Genomic DNA, 20,069 nt, shown 5'->3' with positions numbered 1-20,069 from the left:
ACCCTCCCCGGCAAAGACGGCTAGGTGTCCGGCTGGCTCAGTTTTTCGCGCGTGCCTATCGATGACAGCATGGTGCGGCGCGAGGAGTCGAGGTGCGAGCGCATGCACTCGAGCGCCTTCGGTATGTCGTGCTCCGCCAGCGCATGCAGGATCGCCAGGTGTTCCTGCACCGCGTACTGGTTGCGGCCCTTTTCCTCGCCCTTGTCCCACTGGTAGTGATAGTGAAACACGAACGAGACGATATCGTAGAAGCCCTGCGCGAAGCGGTTGTTCAGCAGGCCAATCAAAAAGGTGTGGAACTCGCGGTCCAGCGCCGGAAAGGCATTGTGGCGCGTGTCTATCCTGGCCGCCAGCTTCTCGTGCTGTTTGATCAGCCGCGCCAGTTCCGCATACGCCGGGTCGCCATGCGGCAGGTGCGCAAACTGCTCCACGGCCGCCATCTCGAACATGCGCCGCATGTCCGCCAGTTCGGTGGCAAAAGACCTGTCGAACGCGCACAGGCGCCAGCCGCCGCGCGGCTTCTTTTCGATCAGGCCGAAGCGCGAAAAGCCGATCAGAAATTCGCGCACGCTGACGGTACTGGCGCCCGCCTCGCGCGCCAGTTCCGCTTCCGAAAATTCCGCGCCGGGCGGCATGTCGCGCTGGTACACGCGTTCCATCAGCACTTGCTGGATGCGCTCGGCCCCCGACTGCAATTCGGAGATATCGAAGTAGTCGCCCGGTATGGGTTTGCGCAGCAGGCGCCGGTCCGCCGGGCTGGCGATCAGCCGCCGCGTCGACAGGTAGGCGATCGCGCTGCGGACCGCCGTGCGGCTGCCCTGGCAGATGGTGGTCAGGAACTGCTCCGTCGGCAGCATCTCGCCCACTGCGACATTCTCGGCGAGAAATTGCAACAGCAGATTGGTACTGCGCTTGAAGACGGTGGCGGGTTTGGACATGGATGAATGAACGCGCTATGCCAGCGAAAGGGAAAGTGGATGAGTGGGCCATTTTAGTCGATATCGGATTGGATCGGCATGCCGAAAAAGAAACAACTGCGGTGACGGAGGCCTTCATGGCTGCGCTCCCGGCGCCAGCATGGCGCGCAGGCGCGGCTGCACCAGGGCGGGACAGAGCTGCCGCGCCAGGGCCGCCACGGGCGCCATGCGGCGCTCGATCTTGCCGGCGTGGTGCTGGGCGATGTCGGCCAGGCGGTGCGCGAGGAAGGGATTGCAAAAGCGTTCCCTGACCTGCGCCACATAGGCCAGCGCGGCGTCGCCGTGCTGTTCTCCCATGGCGGCAAACACTGGCAGCACTTCCTCCTGCCACAGGGCTTCCAGCGCGGCGCGCATGGCGCCATCGTCCATCGCCTCGCGCACCGTCATGCCGGCCGGGCTGCCCCGCTCCATCCACAGCTGCGCCAGATAGGTGTGACCCAGGTTCAGCAAGAACAGCTTGCGCTGTTCATACTCGCGCAGGCTGTTTGTGACCACCAGTTGCGGGTGGCGGCACGGCAGCAGCATGCCTTCCTGCGCTTCGATGGCCCACAGCGCATAGGGCTCCGCCACCGCGCCTACCGGTTCGATCGGTTCCGAAACGATGCGGTCGACGAGGGAATTGATCCACAGGCAGCCCGTTTCCAGATAGCCGATGAACGCGGCATCGCAGAGCCACTGCCGCGCCAATGCCACGATCACCTGACGCAGCACCTTGCCGTTGTCGGCCACCAGTTCGCACGGAAAAATCGAGATGGGCGCGGCGCCGGCCAGGAAGCGCCCGTGCAGCAGCACCAGCAACTTGGCGGGAAAGCTGGCAGGAACGGCCGCGCCGTCGAGCATGCCCGCGTGATCGGATTCGTCCAGCTGGTAGCCCGTGTCGCCCGTATTCGACAAGATCACGCGCGCGGCCACGGCCGCATCGCGCACCTGCCGCCAGTCGCTGCCCGCTTGCCACGCCTGCGTGACGGAGTGGGCGCGGCGCTCTTCATCGACTTGCGCGCCGTCCTGCCAGCCGCGGATGCGCACGGGATAGCCACCGGGCCGGCGAAACGCCGCCACCCTCGCCGCGCCCTGCGCGCTGCCGGTCGTTTGCACGATGGTGATCTGGCCGAGCGCCTCGCCGAGGCTGGCCGCTTCGCTGACGAACAGGTCGGCGTGCGCCTGCAGGAAGCGGCTGGTGCCGAATTGAAGTATGGGGTTGAGATCGCTCATCTCAGACCTCGACGATGGCCTTGATGACGCCCGCCTCGGGCTGCATCCAGCGATCGAGCACGCCCGTAAATTCGTCGAGCGTGGTGCGGTGGGTATTGAGCAGCGCCGTTGGCACGCGTCCCGCCTGCATGGCCGCCACCACGTCCTCGAAATCGTCGACGGTGGCATTGCGGCTGCCCAGCAAGGTGGTTTCGCGCTTGTGGAATTCAGGGTCGGAGAACGACAGGCGGTCGCGCACGATCGATACCAGCACATAGCTACCGCCATGGGCGACGAAGTCCAGGCCACGCTCCATGGCGGCGATATTGCCGGTGGCGTCAAACACCACGTCGAAGAATTCGCCGCCCGTGGCGTCCGACAGCAGCTCCTTGTCGCCCTCGCCCAGCTGCACCGTGCGGACGATGCCCAGCGCGTCGCGGCAGAACTGCAGGCGGTCGGCGCGGCCGTCGAGCACCGTCACGTCGGCACCTTTCAACGATGCGAACAGCATCACGGCCATGCCGATCGGGCCGGCGCCCACCACCAGCACGCGCTTGGCCGCATCGACCGCGCCGCGCTTGACGGCATGCGCGCCGATGGCGAGAAATTCGATCATGGCCGCGTCGTCGAGCGAGATGCCTTCCGTCTTGAAGACAAAGCGCTCGGGCAGCGCCAGGTATTCGGTCATGCCGCCGTCGCGGTGCACGCCCAGCACTTCGATGCGGGTGCAGCAGTTGGTCTTGCCCTGGCGGCAGGCCACGCAAGTACCGCAGGACAGGTAGGGCATCACGTAGACCTGGTCGCCCACAGCCAGACGCGAGCCGGCCGGCGCGCTGTGGATATGGCCGGACAATTCATGGCCCATCACGCGCGGATAGCTGAGGAAAGGCTGGGTGCCACGGAAGATATGCATGTCGGTGCCGCAGATGCCGACGCGGCGTATGCGCAGCAGCACTTCGCCCTCGGCGGGCACGGGCACGGGACGCTGCTCCATGCGCAAACTGCCGGGCGTATCGCAAACGATACTTTTCATCATGGTCGTCTCTCTCGCCGTCCGGATCTTGCCGGCGGCATATTATATTTAACGTACAAACCAACTGTGAAAAAAATCCGTCTGCGCGGATTGTCTTTCCAGCCCTGCCAATGGCGCTCCTTGCTGCGCCGCACAACGATCATGCCGTCATGCCGCCTGGCCCGAACCTGTCTGTTTTGCTGAAACCGTCATTCGGTTTTATAAATATACCGTACAAAAAAATAGAGGTCAACGGATTCTTTTTCCGATTTTTTCGGCTCCTCTGCTACATTCCTGCTTGACCCTGACGTGACGTCAGGCGCCATCGTGGCAGCACGCACTGAAGACAAGGAAAAGACGATGCTGTTGAAAATCGGTGAACTGTCCAGGCTCACGGGCCTGACCATCCGCACCCTGCACCACTACGACAGCATCGGCCTGCTCTCGCCTTCGGCGCGCACGCAAGCTGGCTACCGCCTGTACCAGCACGGCGACATGGACCGGCTGCACCGGATCATGGCGCTGCGCAAGTTCGGGCTGTCGCTGGCCGATATCGCCAATGCCCTCGCCGGCCCGGACCTGCCTTTGCATTCCATCGTGGCGCAGCAGATCGCCATGCTGGAGCGCCAGATCGCGCAGGCGTCCACCCTGCGCGAGCGCCTGCTCACCCTGCAGGCGCAACTGGCGCAGGGACAGGCACCGGAACTGGCCGAGTGGCTTACCACTATGGAGTTGATGACCATGTACGACAAATATTTTAGTCCTGAAGAACTGCAGCAATTGCCGCTGCTGTCCGATGCGGCCGTGGAACAGGAATGGAAGGCGCTGGTTGCAAGAGTGCGCGCACTGCAGGCCACGGGCGCCGGCCCCGGCGACGCGCCAGCGCAGGCGCTGGCCACGGAATGGATGGTCAAGCTGGTGCGCGACACGGGCGCCCACCCTGGCCTGTTCGCGCGCCTGAACGATATGCATGCGCAGGAACCGGCCATGCAGGCCACCACCAGCATCGATGCGGAGCTGATGCAGTTCATTCTCGCCGCCTTCAACGCCTCGCGCATGGCGCTGTACAAGCCTTTCCTCGATGAGCAGGAATATGCGTATTTGCTCGCCAACTACGGCAGGCGCTCGGGCGAGTGGCCGGCCCTGATCGCCGCCGTGCGCGCCGCCATCGATGCGCGCACGCCGCCCACCGCCCCGGCCGTGCTGCAATTGGCGCGGCAATGGCTGGATCTGTTCCGTTCGTATGCGGGCACGGACCCGGCCACGCAGCTGAAATTCCGCCAGGCGCACCAGCAGGAACCGCGCTTGATGGAAGGCAGCTTCGTTGACGCCGCCATGGTGCAATACCTGGGCGCGGCAATGGCTATCGTGGCGCAGGAGCGACCACGTACATAGTTGACGTGTGGCATCTCGTGGGCGGGGCCATGTAGAATCGGCCATCGCCCACGAGAGGAACCACCGATGCGCCGCTTTCTGTTTGCCTGCCTGACCCTGCCCGCCCTGAATTCCGCCATGGCGGCCGATACGCCCGTGCAAGGGGTGTGGCAAGGCACCCTGGGCAAGGCAAATATCGTCGCCTGCTTCAACCAGCCCAGCCCCACGCAAGGATCTGACCGCAGCGGCAATTACTACTACACGCGCTACAAGACACCCATCATGCTGTCCATGGCGAACGGCAAGAGCGACTGGAGCGAGTCCGACGCCAAGGGTGACACGACGGGCACGTGGCGCCTTAACGCGCCGCAGGGCGGCAAGCTCACCGGCACGTGGACCGAGCCGAAAAGCGGCAAGACCCTGCCCCTGGCCTTGAGCTTGCTGGAAGCGGCGGGCGAGCGCGAACACCCGTCCTGCGCCAGCGACGCCTACAACCTGGCGCTGGAAGACTTTCCCAACACCAAGGTCAGCAAACCCGTTACCTTCGAAGGCAAGCAATACCGCAACCTGCAAGTGGGCGACACCATCACCGTGGAACTGATGGCGCCCGGCGACGGCATCGCAAAAATCAACGCGCAGCTGCGCGCCGTGCTGGCGAAGAACAAGAAAGACCTGGCCGATTTCTATGCCACGCGCCGCGAATACCTGGGCCGCAACGGTTTCACGACGGAAGACGAAGTATATGCGGAGCCCACCTACTGGTCGCCGCGCTGGGTGACGGTCAAATTCTACCGCTGGGCGGCCGGCTATGGCGCCAGCGGCATCTCCATCCGCTTCCGCACCTGGGACGTCAAAACGGGCCAGGAGACGGACGTGTGGAACTGGTTTGGCGCCAGCGCCAGCGATGGCGACGACAAGGCCGAATTGCCGGACCGCCTGCGCCAGGCCCTCTTCAAGGACGTGAAAATCGACGCCGAATGCAAGGGCACGGATTACGACGGCCGCGGCCGCTTCCACCTGTCCTTGAAACCCGAAGGCGTGTCGTTCTGGGAAGACTCGAACGGCAGCGGCTGCGAAAACGATTTTTTACTGCCCTACAGCAAGGTCGGCCCCTTCCTCACCGTCAAGGGCCGCGCCGCGCTCAGCGATCTATTGCCGAAGAACTAAGCACTGCCTCTGCCACCATCTCCGCCGTCGCGGCCGCCAGGGTCCAGCCCAGGTGGCCGTGGCCCGTGTTGTAGTACACGCCCGGCGCCTTGCCCGGCCCCACTTTCGGCAGCATGGCCGGCAACATAGGGCGCAGGCCCGCCCACGGCACCACCTTGCGGGTATTCACACCAGGAAAGCACTGTTCGACCCACTGCAGCAGCGGGCGGATGCGGTCGGCGCGGATGTCGTCATTGAAGCCATTGAATTCCGCCGTACCCGCCACCCTGAGCCGGTCCTCGCCCAGGCGGCTGCTGACCAGCTTGGTCGCATCGTCGAGCAGGCTGACGCACGGTGCCGCCGCGCGGCTGGCGGCGTCATCGAGCTGCACGGTAATCGAATAGCCTTTCACGGGATACACGTTTACGTGATCGCCCAGCATGGCCGCCATGGCCCGGCTGGCCGTGCCCGCGCAGATGACGACGGCGTCGAACACGGCGCTGTCCTCGCCCGTCATGACCCGCACCTGGCCGTGCTCACGCGCCAGCGCCGTCACCTGCGTGCCGTAGCGGCAAGCCACGCCCAGGCGGGCGCAGGCGTCGGCCAGGCCGCTGGTGAATTTGTGGATGTCGCCCGTGGAATCGCTGTCCGTGTAATAGCCGCCGTAAAAGTCGCCGTGCAGGGCCGGTTCGATGGCGCGCATTTCTTGCGGCGTGACGGCGCGGCGCTCCAGCCCTGCCTGCGCCAGCAGGCGCGACACGCCGGCCGCCCGCTCGAAGCCGCGCTGGTCGCGGTACACGTGCAGGATGCCGGCGCGGCGATGGTCGAAAGCTATGTTTTCTTGCTCGGCCCACGCAAACAGGTGTGCGCGCGCGGCAATCGCCATGCGCGCCGTGGCGATGGTGTTGCGCTCGTAGTGCGGCATGGCGGCGAGAAACTCCGCAAGCCAGCTCAGCTTGTGCCAGCCGGGAGTCGGATTGAGCAGCAGCGGCGCATTGCGCCGCGTCATCCATTTCAGCGCGTTCCATATCGTCGCCTTGTGGTTCCAGACTTCCGCGTGCGAGGCCGACAATTGCCCGCCATTCGCGTACGACGTTTCCATGGCGGCATAGCGGTGGCGCTCGACCAGGGTGACAGCGACGCCCCGTTTCGCCAGCGCGTACGCCGTGGTGACGCCCGTGATACCGCCGCCGATGACGGCCACCGTGCGGCTCATGGCGCCCCTACCTTCTGCACGACGGTATCGCCCGCCTGCAGGACGCGGCCATCCTCGGCCAGCACGTCCATGCGGCGCACGGGCAAGCCTGAACCCCGCTGCAGCAAGGTGGAATGCGCCTCGCCAGGGTCGAACAATTGCGCCTCGCTCCACTGGCGCAAGCCGACGACGACGGGAAACAGCGCCAGCCCCTTGGCCGTCAGCACGTATTCCTGGTAGGCCGTGCCGTCCGAGGCGGGCGCGACCGTAAAAATGCCCTCTTCCACCAGCGTGTGCAGGCGGTCGGCCAGGATGTTCTTCGCCACGCCCAGGCTTTTCTGGAATTCCCCGAAACGCCGCATGCCGTCGAAGGCATCGCGCACGATCAAGAGCGACCAGCGCTCGCCGATCGCGTCGAGCGCGCGCGCCACGGGACAGGGGTCAGTTTTCAGGCTCTTGCGCTTGGCCATCGGCATGCTCCAGGATTGAGTGGTTGCATTTTAAAACTAATCACCGTAGACTCCAACTGGTTTTAATTTGCAACCACTTATAGGCAAGCCCATGCGCGACACGACCACCCCCATTACAACAGCACTTCCTTCCCCTCTCGTCTGGCTGTTTGCCTGTGCGGCCGGCCTCAGCGTGGCCAATGTGTATTACGCCCAGCCTTTGCTCGCCACCCTGGCGCAGGAATTCGGCATGACGGAGGCCGCCAGCGGCATGGTCATCACGGCCACGCAGATCGGCTGCGCGCTGGCCCTGCTGCTGCTGGTTCCCTTGGGCGACATGCTGAACCGGCGCCGGCTGACCCTGTTCCAGCTGGGCATGCTGGCCGTCTCCCTGGCGGCGCTGGGCTGCGCCCGTTCCACGGCCGCCTTGCTGGGCGGCATGCTGCTGGTGGGCTTGCTGGGCACGGCCATGACGCAGGGCTTGATCGCCTACGCGGCCAGCGCGGCGGCCAGCCATGAGCGGGGCAGGGTCGTCGGCATGGCGCAGGGCGGCGTGGTGATCGGCTTGCTGCTGGCGCGCACCCTGTCCGGCGTGGTGGCGGACCTGGCCGACTGGCGCGCCGTGTATTTTGTCTCGGCCGCCATCGCCTGTGCCCTGTTGCTGCTGCTGTGGCGCAAGCTGCCGCCGGCGCAGCCATCCGATCAAAAGCTGGCCTACGGCGCCCTGCTCGCTTCGATGGCGGACATGCTGCTGCACAACAAGGTGCTGCGCGTGCGCGGCATGCTGGCCCTGCTGATGTTTGCCGTCTTCAATATCTTCTGGAGCGCCCTGGTGCTGCCCCTGACGGCGCAAGGCTATACGCATGCGGCCATCGGCGCGTTCGGCTTAGTGGGCGTGATCGGCGCGCTGGGCGCGGCGCGTGCGGGCGCCATGGCGGACAAGGGCCGCGCCCAGTGGACAACGGGCGCGGCCCTGCTGTTGCTGCTGGCCGCGTGGCTGCCGCTCAGCTTTGCCGGTGCTGCCCTGTGGCCCCTGATCGTCGGCATCATCGCGCTGGACCTGGCGGGACAGGCCATCCACGTGACGAACCAGAGCCTGATTTTCAAGCAGGACAGCGACGCGCACAGCCGCCTGGTGGCGTGCTACATGCTGTTTTATGCGGTGGGAAGCGGACTCGGGGCGATTGCCGCCACCAGCGTGTATGCGCTGGCGGGCTGGCATGGGGTATGCGCGCTGGGCGCGGCGGTCAGCTTGCTCGCCCTGCTGTTCTGGCGGCTGACCTTGCCTGCTGAAAAACTTAATTGAGCATCGCCGCGGCGGAACCGTGGCGGTACGTCTTCAGTGCATCCGGCTGGATCTGGATCAGCGAACCGCTGACTTTAATCAGGTGCAAATCCGTCAGCTGGTGCAGCACGCGCGACAGGGTGGCGGGCGCCAGGTTCAGGAACGATGCCAGCAGGCTTTTCTTCAGGTCCAGCTTGACCTCGTTGGAACGCTGCTGGTCCGATGCCTGCAGCAGATACTCGACCACGCGCTGGGTGGCGTTCTGCACGGAGCAGCGCTCCACGTTGCGAATGAAGCCCATCAGGTGGTGCGACAGGCTGTTCATCATCTGGCGCGCGATGCGGGGCGACTGGTCCAGCAGACGCAGCAGCGCGTGCGGCGGGATGCGCAGCAGCAGGCAGTGCTCGAGCGCTTCGGCGCAGAACGGATACGGTTCATCGAGGAAAATCATGGCTTCGCCGAAGCTCTGGCCCGGGCGGATCAATTCCAGGACCTTGTCCGTCCCTTCCATGGAAAACACGCTGAGCTTGACGAGGCCGAAGACCACCACGTAGGCGCCTTCCGCCACTTCGCCCTTGCGGAACAACACTTTGCCTTTTTCCACTTCGACACGCACGACATCCTGGCGCAATTGCTCTAATTGCGAAGGGGAAATATGGCGGAACAGAGCCTGGCTCGATAGCAAGCCATCGACGTTGACCTTATGCATGACACTCTCTTATTAGATTAGCGAATGACTAAGAGTGTAATGCGCAGGCACGGTCAAGGCCATACGTCAAAGGAACTAGGGTTGTCTAGGCCGGAACGCCATGCAGATCAAACAATCGCGCATTCCTTGTGGCTTTTTGGCACGGTATTTGCGCTTTGCTTGATCTTTATTTACCGAGTTCGCGCTCGACCGCATACACGGCAATCTGCACGCGGCTGCTGAGCTTAAGCTTTTTGAGGATGTTTTGCACGTGGATTTTCACCGTGCTTTCGGCCACGTCCAGCTGGCGCGCGATTTCCTTGTTGCTCAGCCCTTGCGCCAGGCACGCCATGGCTTCGCGTTCGCGCGGCGTCAATTTGTCATAGTCTTCCTGCGGTGCGTTCTGCCCCGCGCGGAACTGCGACACGAGCTTGGCCGTCATGGCGTCGGCAATCACGGATTCGCCGGCGGCGGCGCGGCAAATGGCCTGGCCCAGCTGCTCGGCTTCTATATTTTTCAGCAAGTAGCCGCGCGCGCCTGCACGCAGGGCCGCGCCCAGGTCGGCCGCGTTTTCCGACACGGTCAGCATCAGCACCACCATCTGCGGCATGTCCTGCAAGATCAGCTGCAGCGCCTCGACGCCCGTCACGCCCGGCATGTTCAAGTCCATCAGCACCACGTCGGGCCGCAGTTCGGCCGTCAGGCGCACGCCGTCGAGCCCGTTCGATGCCTCGCCCACCACCTGGAATTGAGGATTGCGCTGCAGCAGCAGCTTGACGCCGCTGCGCAGCAGGGTGTGGTCGTCGACCAGCAGGATTTTGATTGGTGCGTTCACTATGTTTGTTTCTTTAGCCTGATAAATAGCGGGAATAGATTCGGAATCATCTGTTACGCGGCCTGGCGCCGGGCTGCCGGCAGGGCCAGCGAGATCGTCGTGCCGCCGCCGGGCGTGCTGTCGATGGCAAATTGCGCACCGAGCCGCTCGGCCCGTTCCTGCATGATACGCAAGCCGATCTGCAATTCCGTTTTCTTGTCGCGCAGGTTGGCGGCAAAGCCTTCGCCATCGTCGCGTACCTGCAGCGCAAAGTCGCGCCCGTTTTCCACGCGCAACGCCACATTGCTCGCCTGCGCGTGCTTGCGGATATTCGACAGCGCTTCCTGCACGATGAACAGGATCTGCAACTGCTGCTCGGGCGCCAGCGGCGCGCCGTTGCCGCTCATCTCCAGCGTGCCGGCGACGCCCGTCTGCAGCTCGAACTTGGCCAGCACTTCGCTGAGTTTGCTTTCCAGGTCGCTGCCATGCCAGCGCGTGCGGAAATTGACGAGCAATTCGCGCACGTCCTGGTAGCTTTGCTCGACGCCCATGCGCATCAGCGGCAGCACTTCGGCCGCTTCGTCGAGCTGGCCCCGGCGCACGGAATCGTCGAGCATCTGCACTTGCAGGCTGATGAAGTTCAGGCTTTGCGCGATGCTGTCATGCAAGCCTTCGGCCAGCAGGCTGCGTTCGCGCGCCACGGCGAATTCCTTTTCGCGCGCGATCAGGCGCTGGTTTTCGATGGCGATGCCCAGGCTCTGGCCCAGCGTCTCCAGCCAGCCCTGCTGCTGCGCATGCACGGCTTGCGGGCGCGCAAAGTGCAGCGAAAAACTGCCCACCACCTGCTCGCGCGCGAGGATGGGGAAGACGGCGATGGCAATGAAACCTTCGTCCTGGCAACGGTAGCGCTGCAGCGCATCGACCTGGCGGAAATCGCGGATCTGGATCACGCCCTGCGCCACGGCCGCGCCGCACAGGCAATCGTTGTTGCGGATACAGTGTTCCTCTTCCACCATGGCGTCGGAAATACCCTCGTGCACGATGATGTGCACGGTGTCCTGCTGCGGATCGAGGATGCGCACGGTGCCGCCTTCGGCCTGCGCGAACTGCATCACGTGGCGCAGGAAGCCACGGCACAGGGCATCGATGGCGTGCTGTCCCGCCAGCAAGGTGGAAATGTCATGCAGGGTGGCCAGCTGGCGTTCCTGCGCGGCGCTCAGGCCCGACGCGGCTTGCGCCAGGCGGCGCTGGCGCCAGCGCGAGGCTGGAAGTTGTTTGCGGGAAGGTTGACTGCGCGGCGCATGCATGAAGAACTCGAATCTGAAAAGTGATACGCCCGGCAAGCGCTGCGGCCTGCCGGACTGGTGAAGGTTACAAATGGATCTCGGTACCGAGCAGCTTGACGAACTGCGCCAGCCAGGCCGGATGGGCGGGCCAGGCCGGGGCCGTGACGAACTGGCCATCCGTGACGGCGTCCGTGACGGCGATATCGGCATACGTGCCGCCCGCCAGTTTCACTTCCGGCGCGCAGGCGGGATAGGCGGAAATGCGCTTGCCGCGGATGACATCGGCGGCGGCCAGCAATTGCGCGCCATGGCAGACGGCCGCGACGGGCTTGCCCGCTTCGGCGAAATGGCGCACGGCGGCGATGACTTTCTCGTTCAGGCGCAGGTATTCGGGCGCGCGGCCGCCGGCGATCATCACGGCGTCGTAGTGGGCCGGGTCGATCTCGTCGAAGCTGGCGTTCAGGGTGAACAAATGGCCCGGCTTTTCCGTGTAGGTCTGGTCGCCCTCGAAATCGTGGATGGCCGTCTTGATCGTCTCGCCGCTTTTCTTGCCGGGGCAGACGGCATGCACGGTATGGCCCAGCATCAGCAGGGCCTGGAACGGCACCATCGTTTCATAATCTTCTGCAAAATCGCCGGTCAAAAACAGAATTTTCTTCGCTGCCATTTAGTTCTCCTATGAAAGATTGATCCCGCATCCCTGCCTGCAGGATGCACCGCAAGGCGTATCTTAGCGCGACTTGGCAGCCATACTGGATATTTATCAAACTTTTGCCACTGAATGCAGGCATTTGGAGGCTGAGGCAGAATTATTTAAAGGCTCGCAGGTCAAATACAGACGACCCTCTTTGAAAGCCTGGCCATGAGTACCTCCACCAGCCCCCTTGCCAACCCTGCGCCTGCCCTGATCCGTATCTTCGACCATCTTGCCGATGCGCAGCAGGCCCGCAGCACCCTGCTGGGCGATGGCTTTTCCGCGCACGCCGTGCAGCTCGACACGGTCGACGACGAGGCCGTTCCCGTGCAGGGCAAGGCGGCGTGGCGCGGCATGTTCCGCCTCGTCGTCGCCATCGGCACTCCGCAGGAACGGGAACGGGCGCACGCCATCGTGCAGGCATGCAATGGCTGCGACATCGAACAGCGCACGGCCAGCCACGCGGGCAGCCAGCGCGCTGGCGCAGGTGCAGGCAAACAGGTGCTGGCAGGCTGACGCCCTCCCCCGCGCGGCGAAATTATGGCAAGATCACCGTTCCTTCATTCCACAGCGGAACTTGCCATGATTTTTGAAATTGCCCACATCCAGATCAAATCGGCCACGCATGAAGCCTTCGAGGCGGCCGTAGCGAAAGCCGTGCCCCTGTTTCAGCGCGCGCGCGGCTGCGAATCGATGCGCCTGGAGCGCTCGATCGAAAACGGCGACGCCTACCGCCTGGTGGTCGGCTGGACGACCCTCGAAGACCATACCGTGCATTTCCGCGGCAGCGACGACTTCCAGGCCTGGCGCGGCCTGGTGGGCGAATTCTTTGCCGCCCCGCCGCAGGTGGAACACATGAACACGGTGGTCACGGGGTTTTAAGTCGGGGCTCACACTGCACGCCGTCTGCACGCCGAGCTTGTCGGCGAGTTTGGCCGCGCAGTTGTCCGCGCAGTTGGCCGCGCAGTTGTCCGATTACGCGCGGCTTTGCCGCGCCTCGGCGGCCCCGCTAATCGGACCTACGCCACGCATAGACGCCTGGGCGCAGCTTAGACGGCAGGATGGTGAAACACCTGCCGCAGATACGCGAGGAAGGTTTCATCCTTGCACAGGGTCTTGCCCGGCGAATCCGACAATTTCGCCACGGACTGGCCATTGCAGCGCACCAGTTTCATGACGATATTGAGCGGCGTCAAACCGACGTCGTTGGTGAGATTGGTGCCGATGCCAAAACCCGTCATGATGCGGTCGGCAAAGTGCTGATACAGGGCGAAGGCCTTGTCCAGGTCCAGGCCGTCGGAAAACACGAGGCGCTTGGTGTTGGCGTCGATGCGCAGGGCCGCATAGTGGGCCAGCGCCTTCTCTCCCCATTCGACGGGGTCGCCCGAATCGTGGCGCAAGCCGTCGAACAGCTTGGCGAAATACAGGTCGAAGTCGGCCAGGAAGGCATCCATGCCGACCACGTCCGTCAGGGCGATGCCCAGGTCGCCACGGTATTCCTGCACCCAGTCTTCCAGTGCCGCCTTTTGAAAGTCGCGCAGGCGCACGCCGAACGACTGGAACGACTGCATGTATTCATGCGCCATGGTGCCGATCGGCACGATACCGAGCTTTTTCGCCAGGTAGACATTCGACGTGCCCTTGAAATACTCGGGCACTTCGCGCGCCAGCCGCTGCACCACCTCGTCGTGCCAGGCACCGGAAAAACGCCGGCGCACGCCGAAGTCGGAAAATTCAAATGGATGCTTGCGCCGTGGCAACTTGCCGAATTCTTTGACGGCCGCCACTTTCAAGCCCAGGCGGTGACGCCCTTCGCGCATGGCCGCATCGAGGTCGAAACGGCGGAAATACAGTTCGTTAATGATGTACAGCACGAAAATCTCGAAGCCCATCACATGCACCTGCGGCCCGGCCGCGTGCACGAGCAGGGTGTCGCCGTCCGTGCTGACGTCGATGAATTTTCTCTGAAAACGGAACACCGTCAAAAAGTCGACGAAATCGCTCTTCATGAAGCGCAAGGTGCGCAAATAGGCCAGCTCGTCGTCAGCAAACGACATCGAACACAGGTGGTCGAGCTGTTCTTCCAGCTCGCCCTTCAGTTCGGCCAGGGGAAAGGCGGTGGCGTTGCGGCAGACAAATTCGTACTCGGTATGGGTATTCGGATGACCGTGCAGCAAGGCTTGCCACATTGTAAATTTATACAGATCGGTTTCCAGCAAACTGCGCACTATCGGGGTCATGTGTGTTTTCTCCAACTTCCTGAAGCCAGAATAGTACGCCACCGCAAGCATTTCAGCAGGGTTCGCTTGCAGGAAAGCATCAATCGTCTGCGTTGGCCAACAACTCGGGCAAAACATCGGCGGACGTGGCCAGCCGCGCGCCGCGCTCGCGCATGGCAGAAAGGAAATCGCGCTGCTGCGCTGCGAAGCCCGTGACGGGGCTCATGCAGTCCGTCAGCAAGACCAGGCGCGACAGGGCCGCCTTGCCTTGCTGCGCTTCCAGGTAATCGGCGATATGTTCCGTGCTGGCTTTGACGCAATGGCTGCCCGCTTCGCCGCAGATGTAGAGTTGCTGCGCCGGCAGCAGGGTGTCGAGGAAAGCGCGGTTGAGCTGGGTGGCCGCATCCTGCACATCGGGCACTTCCGCCATGACGGCCGAGTAGTGCTCGGTCCACGGATTGGAACCCTTGCTCAGCTTGGCCACCACTTGCAAGTTGGTCACTTCCCAGGCGTTGTAGGCGGCGCGCACGGCCGCGTGGATATTCTGGCCCCAGCTGCCGATCTCGCAGTGTACGGGCCACACCATCAGCTGGTAGCGCCCCGCTTGCTGCAAGGCGTCGAGGTAGGCCAGCGCGCGCGGCAAGGCGCCGCTGGCGGCGGGCAGGAACAGGCGGTCGCGCACTTGCTGGGCGCTGATCTGCGTAAACGGCGGCACGGCGCCGCCATCGCCCGTGCGCCAGAAGGCGGGGTGGGCGATGTCGTAGCGGTGGTGGGCGTCGAGCGTCACGCTGATCTGCGTCAAGCCGCCGCCCCCTTCACGGATCAGCTGCGCCACGCGCAGCATGTCGGCGTGGGCGCCGGGCACGGCCAAGGCCGGCGCCGCATCGGGCGGCAGCCAGGTGGCAGGCAAGTCGCAAAAATCGTTTTGCGGGTCGATGACGAGCAGGTGCAGCTGGCGTTTCATGGCGGTCCTCGTGCGTGGCAGGAAGTTGCATGATAATGGCAACATCGCCATCACGCCAATCCGGAGCCCGCCATGCACCTTGCCAATCGCAATAACTTGCGCCCGAACAAGTTACTCAACAGCAAATGGACGGCCGTCACGCCCGTCAACAAGGAAAAACATTTTCTCGTCATCAAGCTGTGCGCCCCTGCCACGCCGGATGAAGCGGCCACGCATGTGGAACTGGAAGCCGTGCATTCGGGCCGCGTGCACATCCTGCCCTGGCGCGCGCTGCGTGATACCGCGCAGTGGCATCAGGGGTGGAAGACATAGCGGCGCTGGCGCCGCTCGACCAGCTTGACGGCCGCCTCGCCCGCTTCCGCCATGGCATCGGCTTCCGTTGTAAACTGGTGGTCGGCCGACACCCGGCGCTTTTTCACCAGGTTCACACGGTGCATGGGGTTGGGCGAAGGGGCATAGATGGCGACGTAGGCGCCCCATAGCTTGCAGCCCCGCAAGCGCTCTGCCGTGTAATTCACCTCATAAAAATCAACATACTTTATCGGCACGATGTGCGCTCCAAAAATGACATGGCCGGACAGCTTGTCTCTACGGACTGACGCGGTGAGGGTAAAACCATGCGCTCGCGATTGTTCAGGATACTCACTTACTTATCTGCTTTTTATTACGCGGCACAGGGAAAACTTGAACGCTTGCCTGATCGCCAGGCATGGCGGCACGTCCACTGAAAGTATAGACGATGCAAAAAAATTGTTGATCGGAAACCCCGTACTGAACGCGGGGGGCACGGTGGAAATCCGCGCGCTGCCGCGCGACTGACGCGGCATGGCGGGCGGCTATTTTCCTGCCTCGGCGGCGGGATGCATGGACCAGACGACGCTGAGGATTTTCCAGTCGCCATCGCGCTTGACCATCTGCCACGCTTCCACGCCATAGTTCGACAATTTGCCGCCGACGAGGAATTCGTAGTCGAAGTTGACCCACGCCACATGGCGGTCCTGGGTGATCTTGACGTTGTAGAATTTTTCTTCCGTGCGCTGCGGTTCGCGCTTGATGAAGCTGGCGAAAGCGGCGTAGCCGCCCGCCCCGACACCGTCGAAGTGGACGTCCGTCGTGTCGCGCATGTTCTTGATGAAAGCATCGTCGGCCGGCGAGGCGAACAGGATATTCGTGTGCAGCATCAGCGACGACAGCAGTTTGACGTCCTTGGCGATCAGGGCCGCCTGGAAGTCGGCGACGACCTGCTCGATGGCGCGGATATCCTCGGGCGTGGAGGCGTGGCGGCCCACGTGGGGCGGCGCAGGCGGTGCAGCGGGCGCGGTCTGCGCCAGCGCCATGCCTGCCGAAAACAGGGAACAGCCGAACAGTACTGCGCTTGCCAACTTGTGCATGGGGGACTTTCATGGCGAACGGCTCGCCGGCCTGGCACGGGGCGTGCCGCCGGCAAGCTTATGTCAACCATGGCAGATTGGCAATCCCTCTTTGGAACTACGGCGGAGTAGACCTCAGGCAGCCAGGGCCTCGATCGAGGCGCGGCCCTTGGCGATCGCGCTGGCGACGGCATCCTCGCCCATGGCCACGCCTTCCGCTTGCACGAACTCGATGTCGGTGATGCCGATGAAGCCCAGCGCCGTGCGCAGATAGGTGCTCAGGTAGTCATACGCGGCGCCCGGGCCTTCGCTGTAGACGCCGCCGCTGGCCGTGAAGATCAGCGCTTTCTTGCCCGTGGCCAGGCCGACGGGGCCCGTTGCCGTGTACTGGAAAGTGCGGCCCGCGCGCGCCACGTGATCGATCCACGCCTTCAGGGTCGACGGCACGGAAAAGTTGTACATGGGCGCGGCCAGCACCAGCACGTCGGCCGCCAGCAATTCGTCGACCAGGGTATCGGACAACTGCACCGCCGCTGCCGCCTGCGCGCTGCGCTGCTCGGCCGGCGTGAAGAAGGCGCCCATCACTTCTTCCGTCAGGTGCGGCACCGGTTGCGCGGACAGGTCGCGCTCGACGACGCTGGCGCCTTGCGCGGCCAGTTTCGCGACGAATTCGCCCGACAATTGACGCGACAGGGAACCGCTGTTGCGCACGCTGCTATTGATGTACAAGACCTTGCTCATGAAGTACTCCTGGGAAAACGGGTGACGGGATGGGCCGCATCGCAGCCCTTGCATACAGCATAGTTCAGGTCTACCATCGAGAAAACCATGTAAATATAAATGATTAGCATCGAATTTTTAGATAAGGAATCATCATGAGAGAACCGGGCCAGCCTTCGCTCGACCAGTTGCGCGTGTTCGTCGCCGTCATCGACGCGGGCGGTTTCGCCCACGCGGCGCGCCAGCTGCACCGCACGCAATCGGTGATCAGCTACACCATCGCCAACCTGGAAGAACAACTGAATGTGGTGCTGCTCGACCGCGGCAAGCGCAAGCCCACGCTGACGGACGCGGGCAAGGCCCTGCTGGCCGACGCGCGCGCCGTGGCCCTGAAGGTCGATGGCATGCGCGCGCGCGCCAAGGCGCTGGCCGGCGGGCTGGAGGCGGAAGTGTCGGTGGTGGTCGACGTGATGTTCCCCACCTGCGTGCTGGTGCGCGTGCTCGAGGCGTTCCAGGCGCAGTTCCCCACCGTCGCCCTGCGCCTGCGCATCGAAGCCATGGGCGCCGTGGCGCAGCTGGTGATGGATGGCAGCTGCCACATCGGCCTTGGCGGCTGGATGACGGCCACGGCCAGCGTCTTCGAGCGCCTGGCCGTCGGCCACGTGCGCCTGATTCCCGTGGCCGCGCCCAGCCACGCGCTGGCGCAGCTGGCCGGCCCGATTCCTTCCAGCGTGGCGCGCGAACACGTGCAGCTGGTACTCAGCGACCGCAGCGTGCTGACGGAAGGCCAGGATTTCGGCGTGCTGGGATTGCGCAACTGGCGCCTGGGCGACCTGGGGTCAAAACACGCGCTGCTGCGCGCGGGCCTGGGCTGGGGCAACATGCCCGAAGCGATGGTGCGCGAGGATTTGACGGAGGGACGGCTGGTGCACCTGCCGCTGGCCGTCGACAATGGCGAGAATTACCCGATTTACCTGATCCAGCGCGCCGACACGCCGCCGGGCCAGGCGGGCAAGTGGCTGACGGAGCGGTTTGCGGAGCAGCTGCCGTTGCTGGTGCAGGGCTTCTAGAAGAACGCGCGGACGGGTATCATGCGGGGGCAAGCCCCAAACAACTGCTGGGGTCAGACCCTCAACACCGCCAACGCAAAGCTCAGTGTCAACGTGTCCGGGGGTCTGACCCCGATTTCAGACACAACCTTGAAGAGATTCACATGGCCGGCATCGACGACTTCGTCAACAAGCAAAAACCAGGCGCGCGCTTCGTCATCACGGCGCAGATGCTGCGCATGACGCCGCAGCAGTTCGACGCGCTGGCGCAGGAGTGGATGGAAGACGGCGGCCCCGGCTTCGACGTGGCCGGCATCCCGCACCGGGTCGTCGTCGATGGGCAGTTTTATATTGCCAGGCTCACCGTGGCACGCCACGGCGAGCCCGAATAAAAGCTATTCGACGCCCAGCACGTGCAGGCGGCGGCGCAGGCGCGCCACTTCTTCCGATAGATCGACCACCAGCGCGGCCAGTTCCGCGTTCGCGTCGAACACGGATTCGATTTCGTGCAGGCGGCGCGCGCGCACCAGGTCCAGGCTGGTGAAGCGCCATGCCGTCAGCTGGCCCGCCGGCGGGCCGTCCTGCAGCAGCACGCCCGTCTGCACGTGCTGCACCACCCAGTCCGGTTCCACCGCGCAGGCGCGCGCCAGTTCCTCCAGGCTCAGGGCACGGTCTTCGAGCAGTTCGCCAATTACCTTGTTTGTCATGATTTACCCTCCCAGCTTCTGGCGCGGATTGAAAGCCATCTCGCGCGCCATGGTTGCATACAGTTCGCGCGCCTTGTCGTCGTTCGCCGGCGGCAGCACCACTTCCAGCAGCAGATACAGATCGCCCGGCTGGGCGGCGGGAATGCCGCGCCCCTTCAGGCGCAGCTTGCGCCCCGTCTGCGAATTGGGCGGCACCGTGACGGACACGGTGCCCGACGGCGTCGGCACGTCGATGTCGCCGCCCAGCGCCGCCTCCCACGGCGTGACGGGCACGGTCTCGAACACGTCGCGCCCTTCCACCTTGTAGCGCGCGTCGGGCCGGAAGCGGATTTCCAGGTACAAATCGCCGGCGGGCGCGCCACCGCTGCCGGGATTGCCCTGCCCCTTCATGCGCAGCTGCTGCCCTTCCGTGACGCCTTTCGGTATCGTCACTTCCAGCGTGCGCTCGCGCGTCACCACATGGCCCTGCGCATCCGCTTCGGGCACGCGCATGACGATGTGGCGCCTGGCGCCCTGGTAGCTGTCCTGCAAATCGATGGTGATGGCGGCGTGGCTGTCTTCGCCCTGCATCTGGAAACTGCCGCCGGCGCGGCGCCGCCCGCCCACGTGGGCGAACAGGTCGGCAAAAAAGTCGCTGTCGTCGGCGCCCGACGATTCGTAGCCCGAGCCCCAGTCCGGCGGCGGCCGGAAGGGCTGGCCCTGCGCGCCCTGGTTACGGCCAAGTTCATCGTAGGCGGCGCGCTTTTCCGCGTCGCCCAGCACGCCGTAGGCCTCGTTGAGGGCCTTGGTGCGCTTGTCGGCGTCCGGCTCCTTGCTTACGTCGGGATGGTATTTGCGCACCAGCTTGCGGTACGCCTTCTTGATGTCGGCCTCGGTCGCCGTCTTCTCGACGCCAAGCTCCTTGTAGTAGTCCTTGTATTCCACCGTGC

24 protein-coding genes are annotated in these 20,069 nt (G+C 64.1%); 8 read left to right on the top strand and 16 right to left on the bottom strand.

Annotated features, from left to right (window positions below):
* Positions 1–20: 20 nt before the first annotated feature.
* The 3 genes from AC07VH_RS16035 to AC07VH_RS16025 all read right to left on the bottom strand — a co-directional run bounded on the left by AC07VH_RS16035 (position 21) and on the right by AC07VH_RS16025 (position 3,201).
* Entirely contained in the window at positions 21–938 is a 918-nt protein-coding gene (locus AC07VH_RS16035; protein WP_494788650.1) for a GntR family transcriptional regulator, read from the bottom strand.
* Between the two features lie 114 nt (positions 939–1,052).
* Positions 1,053–2,189, bottom strand: a complete 1,137-nt coding sequence (locus AC07VH_RS16030) for a mannitol dehydrogenase family protein (RefSeq protein ID WP_494788649.1) — start codon at positions 2,187–2,189, stop codon at positions 1,053–1,055.
* A gap of 1 nt (position 2,190) precedes the next feature.
* Positions 2,191–3,201, bottom strand: a complete 1,011-nt coding sequence (locus tag AC07VH_RS16025) for a zinc-binding alcohol dehydrogenase family protein (RefSeq protein WP_494788749.1) — start codon at positions 3,199–3,201, stop codon at positions 2,191–2,193.
* A 339-nt stretch (positions 3,202–3,540) separates the two neighbouring features.
* Between AC07VH_RS16025 and AC07VH_RS16020 the strand changes: the two genes are divergently transcribed.
* On the top strand, positions 3,541–4,575 hold the full coding sequence (locus tag AC07VH_RS16020) for a MerR family transcriptional regulator (protein WP_489630882.1): 1,035 nt from the start codon (positions 3,541–3,543) through the stop codon (positions 4,573–4,575).
* A 66-nt stretch (positions 4,576–4,641) separates the two neighbouring features.
* Positions 4,642–5,721: a hypothetical protein gene (locus AC07VH_RS16015; RefSeq protein ID WP_494788648.1), complete on the top strand. Its 1,080-nt coding sequence runs from the start codon at positions 4,642–4,644 to the stop codon at positions 5,719–5,721.
* Here the strand turns inward: AC07VH_RS16015 and AC07VH_RS16010 are convergent.
* Together AC07VH_RS16010 and AC07VH_RS16005 are read right to left on the bottom strand one after the other, a co-directional pair.
* Positions 5,696–6,916 (bottom strand): D-amino acid dehydrogenase, encoded by a 1,221-nt coding sequence (locus AC07VH_RS16010; RefSeq protein WP_494788647.1) that lies wholly within the window; start codon positions 6,914–6,916, stop codon positions 5,696–5,698. The two genes, AC07VH_RS16015 and AC07VH_RS16010, sit on opposite strands and share 26 nt — an antisense overlap.
* Complete coding sequence (locus AC07VH_RS16005; protein WP_494788646.1) at positions 6,913–7,365, bottom strand: winged helix-turn-helix transcriptional regulator; 453 nt, start codon at positions 7,363–7,365, stop codon at positions 6,913–6,915. The genes AC07VH_RS16010 and AC07VH_RS16005 overlap by 4 nt, the downstream gene beginning before the upstream one ends.
* A 91-nt stretch (positions 7,366–7,456) precedes the next feature.
* On the opposite strand from AC07VH_RS16005, the gene AC07VH_RS16000 reads away from it, so the two are divergent.
* On the top strand, positions 7,457–8,650 hold the full coding sequence (locus AC07VH_RS16000; RefSeq protein WP_494788645.1) for an MFS transporter: 1,194 nt from the start codon (positions 7,457–7,459) through the stop codon (positions 8,648–8,650).
* On the opposite strand, the gene AC07VH_RS15995 is transcribed toward AC07VH_RS16000, so the two are convergent.
* From AC07VH_RS15995 to AC07VH_RS15980, 4 genes are all read right to left on the bottom strand, one after another.
* A complete protein-coding gene (locus AC07VH_RS15995) occupies positions 8,643–9,338 on the bottom strand; it encodes a Crp/Fnr family transcriptional regulator (RefSeq protein WP_070221800.1) in 696 nt (231 codons plus the stop codon). The two genes, AC07VH_RS16000 and AC07VH_RS15995, sit on opposite strands and share 8 nt — an antisense overlap.
* 166 nt (positions 9,339–9,504) lie before the next feature.
* Positions 9,505–10,152 (bottom strand): response regulator, encoded by a 648-nt coding sequence (locus tag AC07VH_RS15990; protein WP_494788644.1) that lies wholly within the window; start codon positions 10,150–10,152, stop codon positions 9,505–9,507.
* Between the two features lie 53 nt (positions 10,153–10,205).
* Positions 10,206–11,438: a GAF domain-containing sensor histidine kinase gene (locus AC07VH_RS15985; RefSeq protein ID WP_489628580.1), complete on the bottom strand. Its 1,233-nt coding sequence runs from the start codon at positions 11,436–11,438 to the stop codon at positions 10,206–10,208.
* Between the two features lie 64 nt (positions 11,439–11,502).
* On the bottom strand, positions 11,503–12,084 hold the full coding sequence (locus AC07VH_RS15980; protein WP_287777691.1) for a DJ-1/PfpI family protein: 582 nt from the start codon (positions 12,082–12,084) through the stop codon (positions 11,503–11,505).
* A 195-nt stretch (positions 12,085–12,279) separates the two neighbouring features.
* Between AC07VH_RS15980 and AC07VH_RS15975 the strand changes: the two genes are divergently transcribed.
* Both AC07VH_RS15975 and AC07VH_RS15970 read left to right on the top strand, forming a co-directional pair.
* The gene (locus AC07VH_RS15975; protein WP_475417460.1) at positions 12,280–12,627 is read left to right on the top strand and encodes a hypothetical protein; all 348 of its coding nucleotides are present in this window, start codon (positions 12,280–12,282) and stop codon (positions 12,625–12,627) included.
* A 66-nt stretch (positions 12,628–12,693) separates the two neighbouring features.
* Positions 12,694–12,993: an antibiotic biosynthesis monooxygenase family protein gene (locus tag AC07VH_RS15970; RefSeq protein ID WP_070221804.1), complete on the top strand. Its 300-nt coding sequence runs from the start codon at positions 12,694–12,696 to the stop codon at positions 12,991–12,993.
* A gap of 167 nt (positions 12,994–13,160) precedes the next feature.
* On the opposite strand, the gene pncB is transcribed toward AC07VH_RS15970, so the two are convergent.
* Both pncB and AC07VH_RS15960 read right to left on the bottom strand, forming a co-directional pair.
* Positions 13,161–14,351: a nicotinate phosphoribosyltransferase gene (gene pncB, locus AC07VH_RS15965; protein ID WP_034781917.1), complete on the bottom strand. Its 1,191-nt coding sequence runs from the start codon at positions 14,349–14,351 to the stop codon at positions 13,161–13,163.
* A gap of 79 nt (positions 14,352–14,430) precedes the next feature.
* Positions 14,431–15,294, bottom strand: a complete 864-nt coding sequence (locus AC07VH_RS15960) for a cysteine hydrolase family protein (RefSeq protein ID WP_494788643.1) — start codon at positions 15,292–15,294, stop codon at positions 14,431–14,433.
* Positions 15,295–15,366: 72 nt separating this feature from the next.
* Between AC07VH_RS15960 and AC07VH_RS15955 the strand changes: the two genes are divergently transcribed.
* Positions 15,367–15,606: a TIGR02450 family Trp-rich protein gene (locus AC07VH_RS15955; RefSeq protein WP_494788642.1), complete on the top strand. Its 240-nt coding sequence runs from the start codon at positions 15,367–15,369 to the stop codon at positions 15,604–15,606.
* Here the strand turns inward: AC07VH_RS15955 and AC07VH_RS15950 are convergent.
* The 3 genes from AC07VH_RS15950 to AC07VH_RS15940 form a co-directional block, all read right to left on the bottom strand.
* Positions 15,588–15,842: a hypothetical protein gene (locus tag AC07VH_RS15950; protein ID WP_070221808.1), complete on the bottom strand. Its 255-nt coding sequence runs from the start codon at positions 15,840–15,842 to the stop codon at positions 15,588–15,590. The two genes, AC07VH_RS15955 and AC07VH_RS15950, sit on opposite strands and share 19 nt — an antisense overlap.
* Positions 15,843–16,130: 288 nt before the next feature.
* Complete coding sequence (locus tag AC07VH_RS15945; RefSeq protein ID WP_494788641.1) at positions 16,131–16,685, bottom strand: nuclear transport factor 2 family protein; 555 nt, start codon at positions 16,683–16,685, stop codon at positions 16,131–16,133.
* A gap of 114 nt (positions 16,686–16,799) precedes the next feature.
* Positions 16,800–17,405 carry an FMN-dependent NADH-azoreductase gene (locus tag AC07VH_RS15940; protein WP_494788640.1) on the bottom strand — a complete coding sequence of 202 codons (606 nt, stop codon included), beginning with the start codon at positions 17,403–17,405 and terminating at the stop codon, positions 16,800–16,802.
* A 134-nt stretch (positions 17,406–17,539) separates the two neighbouring features.
* On the opposite strand from AC07VH_RS15940, the gene AC07VH_RS15935 reads away from it, so the two are divergent.
* Entirely contained in the window at positions 17,540–18,454 is a 915-nt protein-coding gene (locus AC07VH_RS15935; protein WP_494788639.1) for a LysR family transcriptional regulator, read from the top strand.
* A 143-nt stretch (positions 18,455–18,597) separates the two neighbouring features.
* On the top strand, positions 18,598–18,825 hold the full coding sequence (locus AC07VH_RS15930) for a hypothetical protein (protein WP_475417454.1): 228 nt from the start codon (positions 18,598–18,600) through the stop codon (positions 18,823–18,825).
* 3 nt (positions 18,826–18,828) lie between these two features.
* On the opposite strand, the gene AC07VH_RS15925 is transcribed toward AC07VH_RS15930, so the two are convergent.
* Together AC07VH_RS15925 and AC07VH_RS15920 are read right to left on the bottom strand one after the other, a co-directional pair.
* Positions 18,829–19,140: a chaperone modulator CbpM gene (locus AC07VH_RS15925; protein ID WP_034759737.1), complete on the bottom strand. Its 312-nt coding sequence runs from the start codon at positions 19,138–19,140 to the stop codon at positions 18,829–18,831.
* Between the two features lie 3 nt (positions 19,141–19,143).
* Positions 19,144–20,064 (bottom strand): DnaJ C-terminal domain-containing protein, encoded by a 921-nt coding sequence (locus AC07VH_RS15920; protein WP_475417453.1) that lies wholly within the window; start codon positions 20,062–20,064, stop codon positions 19,144–19,146.
* Positions 20,065–20,069 lie beyond the last annotated feature (5 nt).

The sequence above is a fragment of the Janthinobacterium sp. GW821-FHT03C10 genome, from assembly GCF_059420865.1.
This window is presented reverse-complemented; position numbering and strand designations above follow the sequence as displayed.